Source organism: Shewanella sp. NIFS-20-20, assembly GCF_019209865.1.
Taxonomy (GTDB): Bacteria; Pseudomonadota; Gammaproteobacteria; order Enterobacterales; family Shewanellaceae; genus Shewanella.
The window spans coordinates 106,875-122,643 of sequence record NZ_JAHUTT010000005.1; the positions used below are offsets into that span (position 1 = coordinate 106,875).

Consider the following 15,769-nt stretch of genomic DNA (forward strand, 5'->3'; position numbering starts at 1 on the left):
CGAGTGCACCATATAATGGGCCAACACATGTTGGCTCATTATATGGCTTGGCGTTGACTCAAAATTTATTTACCGCATTATCACAACGCCGCCGTGGCCCTGATTTTCGCCAAGGTGATAAGGTTGGCTTTGTCGATATTCAGCAAACGTTTGGTTTTGACCGCCTTCGCGTTGGGCGTTGGGTCTCTAAAGAAGAGTCGCGCGCTGCGGCACCATTAATCTTCGATGCCTTTGCCGATCTCGCGTATCTCTTAAATTTACCCCCACAAGCCATAGGGTTACGCCAAAGCCTCAGTTTAGCCTTTGGTACGGGCGGGCGTCCTGGGGTACAAGCCCATTATCACAGTGTTAGTCGCGAGTTGGCGTTAGCAAAACATGCTGGGGCCGGCGCTTTGGCGCATGAATTTTGGCATGCGTTCGATCACTATATTGGGCCGAAGGCGTTTGATGTGTCACATCATCATAATGCGCTGATGCCTTTTGCCAGCGATTGTTGGCAAAAGGAACTCCTCGCGATTGAGCATCCACTGAATGACCGATTGTTGGCCTTATTTGCCTGCGTGTTCGAACCGCAAGGGCAAACGTCCGCCTTTGTACGTCAGGCCTATGCCCTCGATAAGCAGCTTGGCAGCCGCTATTACTTTCAACCCACAGAAATTATGGCCAGAGCATTCGAGGCCGTGATTGAGGCAGATCAACGGATCACTAATGGGTATCTGGTCAGTGGCACCCTCGCGGGAAAACTCTTCGATGCCGGCGGCTATCCCGATACAGAGCATCGCCAACAGATCCAGCTTGCACTGACTGACTACTTTTATCCGTTAGGCCTTGCGTTGGCTCAACAAGGGCTTAACTAATCAGACCAGACATTTGTGGTTAAGCGGGCAAAACTCAGGTTAGTTTAAGCCTGATTGCGCACACTCATGCATCGTGGTCATTGACTTGATCAAGCATAGGCCAATAGTATGCTGGCTTTGATTGTGCAAAGTTATCATTCTGATTTATAGGATAAACATGAAAAAACTTTTAGCCCTAATTCCTTTGATGCTAGCCATTGCGATGGCTTCTCCATATGCCGATGCCAAAAAATTTGGTGGTGGTAAAAAATTTGGTAGCAGTTATAAGACGGCGCCAGCGAAACAGCAACCTCAAAAAACGGACACGGTTAGCCCGCAACCTGGCCAAGCAACACCGGCTGCTGGTCAACCAGCTGCTGCCAAGCAATCGGCGCAAACTCCTGCTAAAAAAGGCATGATGGGCGGCCTAATGGGTGGCTTATTGGCAGGTGGCTTATTAGCGGCATTATTTGCTGGAGGCGCCTTTGAAGGTTTACAAATGATGGACATGGTCATCATTGCCTTATTGATTTTTGGTGGCGTCATGTTGTTCAAGATGATGCGTAAAGGCAAGGCCACCCCAGCGGCTAACCAGTATCAGCGAGAAGCTTATGCCGCGCCGGCGCCGAGTGCTGCCACGCAGCATCAATATCAAGCTCCAACACCAGCTGAAGTCAGCCCTGTGGCTGGTGACACTGCGTCAGCGCGTCCATGGTTTCGTCAAGAGGTTGATGCCAATGCCGATGATGTGCCAATGAACCTGCCTACAGGCTTTGATCCGCAGGCGTTTGTTCAAGGAGCCACCGGTCATTATCACACCCTGCAACAGGCGTGGAATAATAATGATTTGACCCAAATTGAAGAATACGTATCGCCTGCCATTTTTGCTGACTTAGTTAAGGCTCGAGCAGAAGAGCCAAGCGAGTTATATACGCAAGTGTTGGCAGTGAATGCTGAAATTGTACGTGCGGATCACAACGCCGATGCCGCGCAAATCAGCCTGTATTTTTACGGTCAATTTAAAGAGTCGCCACAAGGTATCACTCAAGAAATTAAAGATATTTGGCATTTAGAGCGCGATTTGACTCAAGCCGATCAACCCTGGTTAATCGTAGGCATCGAGTAATCTTGATGACAGAAAAAACGCAGCAGTTGCTGCGTTTTTTTTGCCCAAATGTGCGATGGTGTTTGTTGCTGGCCATTTTGAGGCGTCCCTGGCGCGAGCCTTATTTCGCTGGGCCAGGCTTCGTTTCTAAGCGCTTAGCCTTTTCTATCAGGGGAGTAATGCTCGACCCTTGTACTAATATCGAGAACACCACGACCGCATAGGTCATCACCAGCATGATTTCTCTGACATCAATGTGTTTGTTGGGTAGCACCATGATCCCCGCCGGCACAGACATGGCCATCGCCATGGCGAGGCCGCCGCGCAATCCACCCCAAGTTAAAATACTGACCGACATCGGGTTGTAGTCTCTAAACCGATTGAAGCCTAGATAAGATAACTTCACGCTCATATATCGACCGGCAAGTACCAGTGGTATCGCAAATGCCATTAATATCCAGTCTTCTCGGTGAAAAGTAAAGGTCAGCATTAATAGACCAATCAGTAGAAAGAGAATGCAATTTAAGAACTCATCAATCAATTCCCAAAAGTTATCTAACGTCGTCTGTGTGCCGTGGCTAAAGCCGCTGTGACGGGTCCAATTGCCGATGATAATGCCAGAGACCACCATCGCTAGCGGTCCAGACACGGCTAACCAAATTGCCAAGGCATAGCCTGCAGAGGGGATGAGTAAGGTTAAGAGTAACTCCATTGACTCATCTTCCGTATGGCGAATGAGGTGATGGAAAAGATAACCTAGCACGGCGCCATACACTATGCCTCCGACGGCCTCGCGTAAAAATAATAAACTCACGCTGGTGGCGGTTGGGGTGACATTGCCAAAGGCAATGGTGAATAGTGTGACGAAGATGACTAAGCCAAAACCATCATTAAACAGAGATTCACCTTCAATTTGGGTAGCAATGCGTTTGGGGGCATGCAGCTTTTTTACGATCGCCAACACGGCAATGGGATCGGTCGGCGAGATCAAGGCGCCAAATAGGAGGCAATAGACTAGATCTAATGGCAATCCGATCAGTTGGCAGAAGCCGTAGAACACCCATCCGATAAAGAAAGTGGAAAACAAGGTGGCCAATAATGCCAGCACAGTGATTTCCCATTTTTGATCTTTGAGGTTGGCTAACCGGATATTAATCGCACCGGCAAATAGCAGAAACCCTAAAATCCCTTCCAATAGAAAATCTTTAAAATCGATTTGGTTAATTAGGTGGGTGGCGAGCGCTTTAAATTCAAGTAAATGGACTCGGCCGGTGAAGACTAACAGCAGTGATAGCAGCATGGCACCGGCGGTGATGGCAATCGTGGTTTGAAATTTACCTATCTTAGCGTTGATGTAGGCCATTAATACTGCCACCGCAGCGAAATAACACAAAATATGATATACGGACATGCCACACCCTTAGGAGAGAAGTTAGCCAGACGTTGAATATGAAACTACATACTAATGTAGGTTATCGCGGCCAGACCACCCGAATTTTGGCTCTCTTGGGTTAAATATTGCTCATGTTTTTTGAGGGAGGGCGCGCGTAAGCAAAGGCTCCTCTGTTCTCACTTGATGTTTGGCTAAATGCCATGCGAGTTCGGCGGCATTGCTTACGGCCATTTTTTGCAGCACCTTTTGTTTATGGAGTTCAACTGTGCGCTGGGCAATCTCCAGTTCACTGGCAATCACCTTATTCATTTTGCCGGCTAACACTAATGCCATGACTTGTTGCTCTCGCGGGCTTAAGCTCGCAATTTGTTGGCATAACTGCTGCTCTTGAGTGAATTGCTCAAATACATGCTGACTTAAGCACATGGCTCGTCGTAACAAGGGGTTGAGTTTGTCCCCATCGACAGGTTTCTCGAGAAAATCGACGGCGCCATAGTGAATACTTTGCACCGCCATCGCAATGTTCCCGTGGCCAGTTAACATGATGATGCGGATGGGACTATTGAGCTGATTTAAGTGTTTTAGTAGGGCCAAACCATCCATGCCGGGCATATTAATGTCCAGTAGCATTACCGCTGGAGCGAATACATCGATCTCAGTCAAAAAGGATTCGCTGCTGGCAAAACCTTGACTAGGGTATCCCATGCCTTCGAGCATCCAGCTCAATGAGTCCAGTACGTCTTGGTCATCATCGACAAGATAAAGTGGCAACATCTATTAGGCCTTTCTCGGTAGATTAATATGGAGGCGCAAACCCGGCTGCGCATGGGTTGCAACAATTTGACCGTCATGCTCTTCAATAATGCGTTTACATATCACCATCCCGAGTCCTAAACCGTGGGGTTTACTGGTTTCAAAGGGCAGGAATAATCGCGCCAAAGCACTCTCAGATAGGCCGCAACCTAAGTCTCGGATCACGACTTGATAGTCAATGTCTCCCGATTGACACTCAATCCACAGTTGCGGTGTGGCGAGATGGGTCATGGCATCGAGCGCGTTACGCAATAGATTCACTAATACTTGTTGCAGCAAACTGGCATCGGCATAGACCCAACATGGCTGACTTGGCCTGTGCCAATGGATCTGACAATGGCGTAAATCTGGCTGCATTAACATCAAGGTATCTTCAATAATTTGCCCTAAGTCATGCGCCTGATAATGACTGCTTTGTTGACAGAACTCCCTGAGGCGATGGATCGTGGTTTGTGCTCTATCGACTTGCTCGATAATTTTTGACAATGGCGTCGCCAATGCTTGCTGGTATTCATCTAAACGGTACACACATCCTTGCGCAAGGTAGCGGATCCCAGCCAAGGGCTGTTTAAGTTCATGGGCAATTCCAGAGGCCATTTCGCCAGTCAGTAGTACTCGTTGGGCGCGATAAAATTGTTGTTGTTGCTCCAATAATCGCTCTTGAGTGTCTTGATGTTTAGCCACTTCATTGCTGAGGGCCAAGGTGCGTTTAACGACTAAACGTTTAACTCGAACATGGTGTAAGTAGCCTAATAATAAGATGATCAACACCGCCGCGACCCATGGCAGGGCACTGTGCAATAAGCGTTGCCAGTTGGTGACAAAGGGCCACTGAGCCAATTGGCGGCGCAGGGCGAACACTGAACTGTCGTCCACTGGCGCGGCCCAAGATTGATATTGTCCCATCAGTGCCGCGGGGTTGTGTGGCGTGATGGCTAACAAGGCTTTGACAACAGCCGTGGCGAGTTGGTGATCGGTACCGCCTAATTTTGATAAGGCGTAGCCAGGATAGAGTGGGGTAGAGACTTCACAAGGTAATGCATGCTGAGGTTCGACGAGTTGCACTTGTAACAGCCCAGGGGCAATGCGTCCTTGTCTGACTGCAGACTCCAATACGCATGCCGGTAAGATGGCGACATCGGCACGACGTTCGACTAATTGCTGCAACAGCTTTTGCTGGGGAAAACCCACAAATTCCAGTTGTTTGACGTCTCGGTAGGCATCCATACCCTGATTGGCCAAGCTGGCGGCAAAAATCTGAAAGCCACCAAAGGCGCGAGGATCACTGGAAATAATGCGTTGATGAGCTAATGCTGACCAATCATCGATGGGGTGTTGCTGGTGGCTTATCACTGCTGAGCCCATCGCCAGTTCAGGGATGTCACTGATGTTATTGACTAAGGTTAATAAATGACTGGTGCCATGATCTTTTTTAAATGCCACTGTGGTCATGGCATTGCCGATAATGAAGTCAATGCTCGTTTGCGCAATGGCTTGTTCAAGTTGCTCGGGTGTCAAAGGCACCACTTGGACTGGACGTTGGAGTTGGTCAGTGAGCCAATCGGCAGTTGGCTGCCACCGCGCTTGAATAATGCCAGGATCGGCAAAGGCCATTACCCCAATTTGCACTGAAGGTACAGCGCCCGGTTGAGCAGCGGCCAACAGCGGGAGCGTGAGCAGGCATAGCCTCAGGAAATATTTTATCAACACCTAAATCTTCATTAGTAAACATGGCAACTATAGCCAAACTATTATCCATCAACTGCCTAACTGATACGTAGACTTTCTACTAGAAAGGGAGTTAGCTCACATTTTCTAGAATTAGCCTCTAAGCCACGGGGCATATTGACTTAGGGTTGCACAAGGTAGCGGCTCACTTCCTTTGAGTAAATCTTATCGCCTGAGGCATTCAGATACCAAATGGCGGCAACGGAGTCGGCCAGTCCCAAATCCTCTAACCATTGTTGTGCCTGCGACTGAGGCATCAAAAATAAGCTGGTCGAAATTACATCGGCTAATATGGCATTAGCTTGCATAATAACAGAGACCGCCACTCCTTCGGCTTTGGGATAAAGCGTCGTTGGGTCAATAATATGATGATATTCTTTGCCGTTAACCGAAAAGTAATTTAAATAATTCCCACTTGAAACCACAGTGATATCTTCGCCTTGAATAAATTCATGATAAATAGCACCATCATGGGGTTGAGTGTAATTGCTTTTTCGCTGGATCGGATCCTCAATGGCAGTGATAAACGGCCGACCTTGAGGGTGAAGCCCAAAATGACGGATATTTCCTCCGGCATTAATAATAAATGAACTCAGGTTCTCAGCACGTAATCTGTCATATACCTTTTCAACCATCCACCCTTTAGCTATGCCACCTAAATCTAATTGCATTCCAGGTTTCATTTGGATGGTGTTGTTTGCTGTGTCGAGCTTTATATCTTTTATATCAATATATTGAGATGCTTCGAGCAATTCACTATCTGAGGGAAGTCGACAGTCTTGATTGTACTTACACTCATTTCGGTATTGGCGCCACACCGCTAATACGGGGGATAGTGCAACATTAAATCGTCCTTGCGTCAATTGGTGCCACTCTAGGCTGGACGCTAATAATTCGGTCAGACGTGGATCGATAGGATGTATTTTTTCTGGCGCGTTATTGATGGTTTTAATATTGGTAAAGTATGGGTAGGTAGAAAAGTTAGAAGCTAAATAATGATATTGTTGAATAACATTTAACCCTTGGCATAAAGCCGTTAGCGCTTGCTGTTCATTGTCATGGTAAATATCAATTGAAATTGATGTACCAAAATATTTTAAGGTGGTTAAGCTCGCTTTGGCATCGGCATAAATAAAACTAGCGTTACCTTCACATTGGTAAGGTTTAAATACTTGTGGTTGCGCATAAGTATTGGCGCTCAATAAACTAATCAATAATACGACAAAGTAAACCATGGTAATCCTCTCTTATTACTATTTACAGCAGTACCACGAAATGTCGCCTTAGGCTTGTTAGCTATTCCTAAAGTGTTATCTGACTCAAAGAATTGCAATGTTGGTCAGCCCATTGCGGTTTTCCGCAATTGTCGAAAATATTGCCCTGTTTATGCTGGCTGCAAGTTCCTTAACTTTTGGGCAAGAACAATGAAAAACACGACGAAATTCAATCGGTGTGCCTTAGTTATCGCCATGGCTGTTGCCAGTGTTGGTGTAACAGGCTGCGCGAGTCAGAGCGCGGTGCAGGGTAAGTACCTTGATGGCGTTTACCAAGTAACAGGTAAAGGTAAAAAGAGTGACATTACCTTAGAAGCTAAAATCCAAAACGGTAACATCAGCGACTTAAAAACCTTATCGCATCAAGAAACTGAGTCCTTGTATTTAAATGCCGAACGCATACTCACTGAAATCGTCGCGAATAATGGTCATGAAGGTATTGATGCTATCTCGGGTGCGACCTATTCATCGAATGGCATCTTAAAAGCAGTTAATGACATACCTCGTGCCGATGGCAGCAAGCCTGAATTTCAGAGTGTCGGTGCCCGTAGCAACAATGGTGCCGATAAGTTTGATCTCGAGTGGTCAATCCAACCGCAATTAGGCGTGGTTAAAGGCGACTATTTCTATGAAGAGGCTCGATTCCGTCAAGGCCATATGGGCAGCATGTTGGTGGTCGTCGATAGCGCTAATCCTAACGATGTATTGTTGGCTGAATTCCAAGAAAGCGGTCGTCCTAACTATTACACTCGCCTCTATCAAAACGTCCCTAAACGCATGTCAGAATATAACTTTTCCATGGGTAAGAAGAAAGGCACTGCTTGGGTGCAGTCAGCTTTGACGATGGAAAAGCTGATGATGGATAAAGACAAGCTGACCTTTGACTTAAATCCTGATTATGACCCAAAACTTGGCAATAAACTGAAAGAAGCTAACCGATTAAAATACCTGGAAATGGATATTGTCGCGGGTGCCTCTAATAGTATTCAGCAATCAATGATCCCTCTGACGGCCAAGATCCACAGCCGAATTCAACAGGGGAAAAGCGATCAACTGTTTTATCAGCAAGCGCAAAAGCTCCTTGATGATAAAGGTCGTTGGACAGGGATTACCGCGATGCTACGACTGGTCGTGAGTAAGCAAACGGGTCAAATTACAGCGGCACACTACGATGAAATTTTTGCCGACAATAAGAAAGACATTCGCGACGCGTCGTTAAAAGCCTTCTACCGTCAATCTAAGTACGATTCAATTAATTATGTTGAGCCATCACGTATCGGTTTTAACGTCATGATCGATGCCTTATCGAATCACCTGACTCAAGGCGGTTCACTGTTTGATATCAATGACCTACCTGCAGCAGGCGATACTGGTAGTTATGCGCAAACCGGTTTTACCAAGCGTTCAGACGCTTGGGATAACTACTTAGCGCTGGCCAATAGCCTCTATCAACAAATGCGTCAGGATGGCGTGATTGCTCCGCAACAATAATGACGTTGGGCGCGATTGTGCCCACTTTAGGATATGACAATGAAAATTTTTCCGAAAAGTGTATTGGTGTTGGCCTTATGTGCGCCGTCGGTAATGGCGGTCGAATATCAATTTTATGGTCGTTTTGACTATTCGTTGACTCACTCAGATAGCGGCAGTGCGACCCACAATAATAAAGCGGGATTAGTGCTTGAGAACAATTTTAGTCGCCTTGGTATAAAAGGCCGCAGTGAGTTGGCTAGCAATACTGAGATTTTTTATCAGATTGAGGTGGGTGTGAATGGCGGCAGCCAAGATAAAACCAGTAACCCATTTTCATCACGACCAACTTATTTAGGCATAAGACATCAAAATTATGGTTCTTTAGCGTTCGGTCGAATTGATCCTGTGTTTAAAATGGCTAAAGGGACGGTGGATGCGATGGATATGTATTCGCTCAAACATGACCGTCTCTTTGCTGGGGATAAGCGCTGGGGAGACTCCTTGGAGTATAAGTCACCTAAATGGCAAAAATTACAGTTAGGTGTGAGCTACTTACTCGAAGATAACTATTACAAGGTGGGTGATCAGCGCCGAGATCTTGGCAATTACCAAGTGGCCGTTACTTATGGTGATAAATTCTTTAAAAGCAGTGATCTCTATCTCGCTGCTGCCTATAGTGATGGCATGGAGGATGTGCGCGCCTATCGCGGTGTCGTTCAGTACCGCATGGATGCATTAACGCTTGGTACCATGATCCAGCACAGTGAATTAGTCAATGAATCCGCCACTCAATGGCAGCAGCGCGACGGTATTGGTTTTATTACGAGTGCTAAATATGCGCTAGGGGCTTGGTTATTTAAAGCAGAAGTGGGCTACGATGATTCGGGTACCGGTGTGATTGCTAACCGTCTGTATAAAAGCAAAGGTGACTTAGTCACTGCTGTACCTGAAGTGTCACAGTGGGCCATTGGTGCGGAATATAAACTGAGTAAATCGGCGCGTATTCACTCAGAACTGGGTCAGTTTGACGTTAAGCAACATCAAGATTTTGACGATACTATCGTCAGTCTTGGCTTTAGATACGACTTTTAAGCGTAGCCGCTAACATTGAACGAGCGAGTGTTACCTTGCGTTGCTAACGCATTGGCCGCTCGCTCGTTGCTGTTAAAGACGCATTTATTTATTAGCGCATTGGCTAATTTACCATTACACTCTCACCGTTCTTGAGCCAATGGCTCATTTCCCCTTAATTACCTTGTCTGTATTAGAGCTATTCCTTAGTCTGTAATCGGTCAGGCGTTGCGCTTGTTGAGTGTTGCGTTTATGAATTTCCAATTTAGTGAGACTCTGCTTGATGAATTAGCAGAGCAGTTAACGGTGCGTGGATATCATGTTTTCGAGTCGGAGATCCCAGCCGATATTTGTCAGGCATTACGCGCTAAAGCCATAAATCATAGTGATGAGTTCTCCAAAGCGGCCATTGGACGCGGGGCAGAGCAGCAGTATTTAACCTCGGTGCGTGGAGATAAAATTCTGTGGTTAAGTCCTGACAATGAGGTCGATAAACGCTACTTAGACTTGATGTCGCAATTACGGTTAGCCATTAACCGCCGTTTGTATTTAGGGCTTAACGAGTTTGAAAGCCATTACGCCATTTACCATCCAGGGCATCATTATCAAAAGCATATCGATAGCTTAAAAGGTAGTCAGAATAGGGTGTTAACCTCAGTGTTGTTTTTAAATCCTGAGTGGCAAACTGAGCATGGCGGCGAGTTGTTGGTGTATAGCGAAGCCGATACCCTTCTCGAAACTGTGACCCCAACCATGGGTAAGTGGGTGGTGTTTTTAAGCGAAGTCTTCCCTCATGAGGTGGTCGATACTCATGTCGACCGCTACAGCATTGCTGGTTGGTTTAGAGTGAGCTCGAGTCGACACGGTTATTAATAGAGAGCAGGTTAGCGGATAAAACAGGTCACTTGTTTTACCCGCTAACCTAAAGCGATGCCGCTGACTTAAGCTCAAACACTATTTAGGCTCAAATACCACATAGACTTTTTTACAAAACTCATCGACGAGCCAACTGCCACTAAATCCTGCGGGAATGACAAATCTATCCCCCACAGCCACGGTTAAGCGATTGCCTTCGCTGTCGATGATGACGCTACTGCCTGCTAAGATTTCACAATATTCATATTCCTGATAGCTGACCTGCCAGTGGCCTTGATCGCATTGCCAGACCCCACATTGAAACTGCTGGCATGGGCTGGTAAAAAAGTTATCAATTTGCTGCTGAGGGTTTCCCGCCAAGCGTTTTTGTGGGGCAACAGTAAAGTTAACATGCTCTTGTGCTTCTCCAGCAAGCCGCTGAATGTCCTTAATTAGCATCATAGCGGCCCTTATTTCATGGTGGGCATAATAAAGTCGGCTTGGCTGACTTGCGGCTTAGGCCAACGGGCGGTAATGGCTTTTTTACGGGTATAAAAACGCACGCCATCCGGTCCATGCATATGGAGGGCACCAAATAATGAACGCTTCCAGCCACCAAAACTATGGAAAGCCATAGGCACTGGGATCGGCACATTCACGCCGACCATGCCCACTTGTACTGCATCACAAAAATGGCGCGCGTATTCACCATTTTGGGTAAAGATGGCCGTTCCATTGCCGTATTCGTGTTGGTTAATTAATTGCAAGGCACTGTCGTAATCAGCCACTCGCACGATAGCCAGCACGGGCCCAAAAATTTCTTGTTGGTAAATGGTCATGTCAGGGGTGACATGATCAAATAAACTCGCGCCTATAAAATGGCCTTTATCGAGTGCCAAATGACGACCATCGCGAACCAAGGTTGCACCTTGAGCTACCCCTGAATCAATATAACCTCGGACGTTGGCTAAATGTTCTTGGGTGATCAATGGGCCCATTTCCATGCCCGCATCACTGCCATTGCCAACCTTAAGTTCATCGATTTTAGGTAATAAGCGGCTGACCAGTTCATCGGCAACGTCACCGACGGCCAGCACCACTGAAATCGCCATGCAGCGTTCCCCAGCGGATCCATAAGCGGCGCCCATTAAGGCATTGGTGGCTAGTTCGATATCGGCATCAGGCATGACTAACATATGATTTTTAGCGCCGCCAAGCGCTTGCACCCGCTTACCATGAGCTGAGGCCGTACTGTAGATATACTCGGCAATCGGCGTCGAGCCAACAAAACTCACCGCTTCGATATCTGGATGAGTGAGGAGGGTATCGACAGCTTCCTTATCGCCATTAACAACATTAAATACGCCATCAGGCAAGCCGGCTTCTGTAAGCAGTTCAGCAATGCGCATGACTGGGCTTGGGTCTTTTTCAGAGGGTTTCATTACAAAAGTATTGCCACAAGCAATGGCAATCGGGAACATCCACATCGGCACCATGACGGGGAAGTTAAACGGTGAAATACCGGCGACGACCCCTAAAGCTTGATTGACTGACCACGCATCAACACCTGTGCCCACTTGTTGGGTATGTTCACCTTTGAGCAAGTGCGGAATACCGCAGGCAAATTCAACTACCTCGAGACCACGAATAAGCTCGCCTTTTGCATCCTCCAGCACTTTACCATGCTCAGTGGTAATGAGAGCCGCCAGTTCATCAATATGCTGCTCTACCAATGCTTTAAAACGAAACAACACCCTTGCGCGATTAAGCGGCGTGGTCTGTGACCAGGCAGGAAATGCCGCTTTTGCATGGGCTATCGCCTCGGCCACTTGCTGTGAGCTGGCCATGGAAACGTCGGCGATTACCGCACTAGTGGCTGGATTAACCACAGCTTGCTGTCGCTCGCTGGGTGCTTGATGTTGACCGTTGATATAGTGAGTTATTTGCTTCATGGTTAAACACTTTCCTTGAAATTTATTACCGAGAAGGTTTGATAGTTAGTTGGCACGTATGGCCGCGGCCAGCGTCTCGACTAGTTGATCTATTTGGGGTTTTTCGATGATCAGCGGTGGTGATAGTGCAATGATATCGCCGGTGGCTCTGACGAGTGCGCCGTGGTGAAAGCAGTGCTCGAACACACAATAGCCACGCTTACCGACACCGCTGGCCGCTGGCGCTAATTGAATGCCTGCCACTAGGCCGGTGTTACGAATATCAATCACATTATCTAAGTCTTTCAGGCTATGGACGGCCTCTTCAAAATAGCCCGCTAAGGATTGAGTGCGCTCAAATAGTTGCTCATCACGGTAGATATCTAAGGTTGCGAGGGCTGCGGCTGCCGCGACTGGGTGACCTGAATAAGTGTATCCATGGAAGAACTCAATAACGTGCTCAGGTCCTTGCATGCACACGTCGTGAATATGATCGCTGACCAAGACGGCACCCATAGGAACCACCCCGTTATTGATGGCCTTGGCCGTGGTGATGAGATCTGGGGTCACTTGCCACTGTGTGCTCGCAAATGCGCTGCCGACTCGGCCAAAGCCAGTAATGACTTCATCAAAGATCAATAAGATGCCATATTTTTTAGTGATTTCGCGTAAGCGTTGTAAATAACCTTGGGGTGGCAAAATTACCCCCGCAGAACCCGACATAGGTTCGACAATCACGGCGGCAATATTTTCTGCCCCATGCAAGGTGACCAAGGCTTCTAGCGCATCGGCTTTGTCAGCGCCAAAGCTTGGTAAACCACGGGTGAAGGCTTGATTATTGATATCTAAGGTGTGAGGGAGATGATCGACTCCGGTCAACATCTGCGGACTAAAGCCTTTACGATTATTACCAATGCCGCCCACCGATATGCCACCAAAACCGACCCCGTGATAGCCCAGCTCCCGACCAATAAACTTAGTTCGAGTGGCTTGACCATTAGCTCGGTGATAACACAAGGCCATCTTTAAGGCCGTATCAACAGATTCAGAGCCCGAATTGGTAAAAAACACCTTATTGATGCCATCGGGGGCAAGGTTAGCTAAACGCATCGCTAGTTCAAATGCCAACGGATGACCCATTTGGAACGACGGGGCATAATCTAAGGTGCTGATCTGACGGCTGACCGCTTCGGTAATTTGGCGGCGGCTATGGCCCGCATTACAACACCATAATCCAGCAGTACCATCTAACACTGGACGACCCGAGGTGTCACTATAGAACATGCCCTCAGCCTGAGCCAAAAGTCGGGGTTGTTGTTTGAATTGTCGATTCGCAGTAAACGGCATCCAGTAATGATCTAAGTTGCCAGTGTGCTGGCGATTGTTTTGCGGTTCCACGGCCATACGCCCATCCTGATTGTTGTGACTTTGTTAACTTCGGGTTGCGAATTCATGCTATGTCAAAAATATCGAACATGGAAGATCCTTATGTCAAATATTTCGCTGTTTTTTGTAAATTTGTAAAATATATTGAATTTATGTGGCGGCTAAGGCTACATTGGCACAATATCTCTGTCGGTGAAGTTCCTACCGACAGCTAATAATCCAGATGAGGGATGACATGAGTACTGTGCTTACGATGCAAGATTGGCAAACCAAGGCCGCCAATCTCAAGATTAATGGACAGGCCTATATTAATGGCAAATATCAAGCCGCCGCTGAAGGACAAACCTTTGATTGCATCAGTCCCATCGATGGTCGCCTGCTCACTAAGGTGGCGAGTTGTAGTGATGCGGATGCGCAGCAAGCCGTTGCCGTTAGCCGTGCTACCTTTGAGTCTGGCGTGTGGGCCAAACAATCACCGGTACATCGTAAACAGGTCATGATCCGCTTTGCTGAACTGCTTGAGCACCATGGCGAGGAGTTGGCCTTGCTTGAAACCTTGGATATGGGGAAACCGATTCGATATTCCTTGACCGTGGATGTTGCTAACGCGGCTCGCGCGTTGCGCTGGTCAGGGGAAGCCATTGATAAAATTTACGATGAAGTTGCCCCAACACCCGACAATGAAATTGGCATGATCACCCGTGAACCTGTGGGCGTGGTTGCCGCCATTGTGCCTTGGAATTTTCCGTTATTAATGGCCTGCTGGAAGCTTGGGCCGGCACTGGCTGCGGGCAATAGTGTGGTGCTTAAGCCCTCAGAAAAGTCACCTCTCACCGCTATCCGCATGGCCGCCTTAGCTGTCGAAGCCGGTATTCCTGCCGGGGTGCTCAATGTGCTTCCTGGCTTTGGGCACACGGTTGGAAAAGCGCTGGCGCTGCATATGGATGTTGATACCTTGGTATTTACTGGCTCGACTAAGATAGCGAAACAGCTGATGATTTACGCGGGTGAATCCAATATGAAACGCGTGTGGCTGGAAGCGGGGGGAAAGAGTCCTCACATTATTTTCAATGATGCCCCCGATCTCGCTCAAGCGGCAGCCGCGGCGGCGGCAGCTATTGCCTTCAATCAAGGGGAAGTGTGTACGGCAGGTTCGCGTTTATTGGTGGAGTCCGGCGTAAAAGATCAAGTGATTGCGCTGATAAAGCAAGAATTTGCCAGTTGGCAACCCGGCCATCCGCTGGATCCAAATACCCACAGTGGCGCTGTAGTGGATAAACAACAGCTAGACACGATCCTCGGTTACATCGCCGCGGGTAAAGAAGAAGGGGCGGAATTAGTCAGTGGTGGCGAGCAGCACATGGCGAGCTCGGGAGGCGTGTATGTGGCACCGACCTTATTCAGTGGTGTCAATAATGATATGCGAATTGCTAAAGAAGAAATCTTTGGTCCGGTACTGTCGGTGATAAGTTTTGACGGTATGGAAGAAGCAATTGCCATTGCCAATGATTCGATTTACGGCTTGGCCGCCGGCGTATGGACGACAGATTTATCCAAAGCCCATCAAACAGCGAAACGCTTACGTGCGGGAATGGTGTGGATAAACCATTACGATGGTGGCGATATGACGGCACCATTTGGTGGTTACAAACAATCTGGAAATGGCCGCGACAAATCATTACATGCATTTGATAAATATACAGAAATTAAAGCAACTTGGATTGCGCTCTAGTTTGGGGTGAGCCCATAACTACCAAAAAAACAGGCAGAATACTGCCTAATGCCGTTCACTTAGTGTGAACGGCATTTTTCTTAGACTTAATGGGATACTTGTTTTTACTCATTTTTAACGCACGTGGATAGGCCCTATCCCGTTTCCCATCAAGCTTGAACTGTCTCGCATT

Annotated in this window: 13 protein-coding genes; 6 read left to right on the top strand and 7 right to left on the bottom strand. The window is 47.5% G+C overall.

Annotation, left to right across the window (positions count from 1 at the left end):
* Positions 1-53: 53 nt before the first annotated feature.
* Both KU855_RS02955 and KU855_RS02960 read left to right on the top strand, forming a co-directional pair.
* The gene (locus KU855_RS02955) at positions 54-857 is read left to right on the top strand and encodes a CLCA_X family protein (protein WP_218528857.1); all 804 of its coding nucleotides are present in this window, start codon (positions 54-56) and stop codon (positions 855-857) included.
* Between the two features lie 157 nt (positions 858-1,014).
* Positions 1,015-1,962: a Tim44 domain-containing protein gene (locus KU855_RS02960; RefSeq protein ID WP_218528858.1), complete on the top strand. Its 948-nt coding sequence runs from the start codon at positions 1,015-1,017 to the stop codon at positions 1,960-1,962.
* Between the two features lie 100 nt (positions 1,963-2,062).
* On the opposite strand, the gene KU855_RS02965 is transcribed toward KU855_RS02960, so the two are convergent.
* The 4 genes from KU855_RS02965 to KU855_RS02980 form a co-directional block, all read right to left on the bottom strand.
* A complete protein-coding gene (locus tag KU855_RS02965; RefSeq protein WP_218528859.1) occupies positions 2,063-3,352 on the bottom strand; it encodes a sodium:proton antiporter in 1,290 nt (429 codons plus the stop codon).
* A gap of 111 nt (positions 3,353-3,463) precedes the next feature.
* Positions 3,464-4,108 (bottom strand): response regulator transcription factor, encoded by a 645-nt coding sequence (locus KU855_RS02970; protein WP_218528860.1) that lies wholly within the window; start codon positions 4,106-4,108, stop codon positions 3,464-3,466.
* Positions 4,109-4,111: 3 nt separating this feature from the next.
* A complete protein-coding gene (locus KU855_RS02975) occupies positions 4,112-5,857 on the bottom strand; it encodes a PhnD/SsuA/transferrin family substrate-binding protein (RefSeq protein ID WP_371316313.1) in 1,746 nt (581 codons plus the stop codon).
* Positions 5,858-5,997: 140 nt separating this feature from the next.
* Positions 5,998-7,110 carry an FAD:protein FMN transferase gene (locus KU855_RS02980; protein WP_218528861.1) on the bottom strand — a complete coding sequence of 371 codons (1,113 nt, stop codon included), beginning with the start codon at positions 7,108-7,110 and terminating at the stop codon, positions 5,998-6,000.
* 189 nt (positions 7,111-7,299) lie between these two features.
* On the opposite strand from KU855_RS02980, the gene KU855_RS02985 reads away from it, so the two are divergent.
* The 3 genes from KU855_RS02985 (at position 7,300) to KU855_RS02995 (ending at position 10,566) form a co-directional block, all read left to right on the top strand.
* On the top strand, positions 7,300-8,640 hold the full coding sequence (locus KU855_RS02985; protein WP_218528862.1) for an FMN-binding protein: 1,341 nt from the start codon (positions 7,300-7,302) through the stop codon (positions 8,638-8,640).
* A gap of 39 nt (positions 8,641-8,679) precedes the next feature.
* Positions 8,680-9,714: a porin gene (locus KU855_RS02990; RefSeq protein ID WP_218528863.1), complete on the top strand. Its 1,035-nt coding sequence runs from the start codon at positions 8,680-8,682 to the stop codon at positions 9,712-9,714.
* Between the two features lie 231 nt (positions 9,715-9,945).
* The gene (locus KU855_RS02995) at positions 9,946-10,566 is read left to right on the top strand and encodes a 2OG-Fe(II) oxygenase (RefSeq protein ID WP_218528864.1); all 621 of its coding nucleotides are present in this window, start codon (positions 9,946-9,948) and stop codon (positions 10,564-10,566) included.
* Between the two features lie 81 nt (positions 10,567-10,647).
* On the opposite strand, the gene KU855_RS03000 is transcribed toward KU855_RS02995, so the two are convergent.
* From KU855_RS03000 to KU855_RS03010, 3 genes are read right to left on the bottom strand one after another with little or no spacing between them, the layout of a single operon-like run.
* Complete coding sequence (locus KU855_RS03000; protein ID WP_218528875.1) at positions 10,648-11,007, bottom strand: cupin domain-containing protein; 360 nt, start codon at positions 11,005-11,007, stop codon at positions 10,648-10,650.
* A gap of 11 nt (positions 11,008-11,018) precedes the next feature.
* Positions 11,019-12,500 carry a CoA-acylating methylmalonate-semialdehyde dehydrogenase gene (locus tag KU855_RS03005; protein ID WP_218528865.1) on the bottom strand — a complete coding sequence of 494 codons (1,482 nt, stop codon included), beginning with the start codon at positions 12,498-12,500 and terminating at the stop codon, positions 11,019-11,021.
* A gap of 45 nt (positions 12,501-12,545) precedes the next feature.
* Complete coding sequence (locus KU855_RS03010) at positions 12,546-13,883, bottom strand: aspartate aminotransferase family protein (RefSeq protein WP_218528866.1); 1,338 nt, start codon at positions 13,881-13,883, stop codon at positions 12,546-12,548.
* Positions 13,884-14,100: 217 nt separating this feature from the next.
* Between KU855_RS03010 and KU855_RS03015 the strand changes: the two genes are divergently transcribed.
* The gene (locus tag KU855_RS03015) at positions 14,101-15,597 is read left to right on the top strand and encodes an aldehyde dehydrogenase (protein WP_218528867.1); all 1,497 of its coding nucleotides are present in this window, start codon (positions 14,101-14,103) and stop codon (positions 15,595-15,597) included.
* The last annotated feature ends 172 nt before the right edge of the window (positions 15,598-15,769 follow it).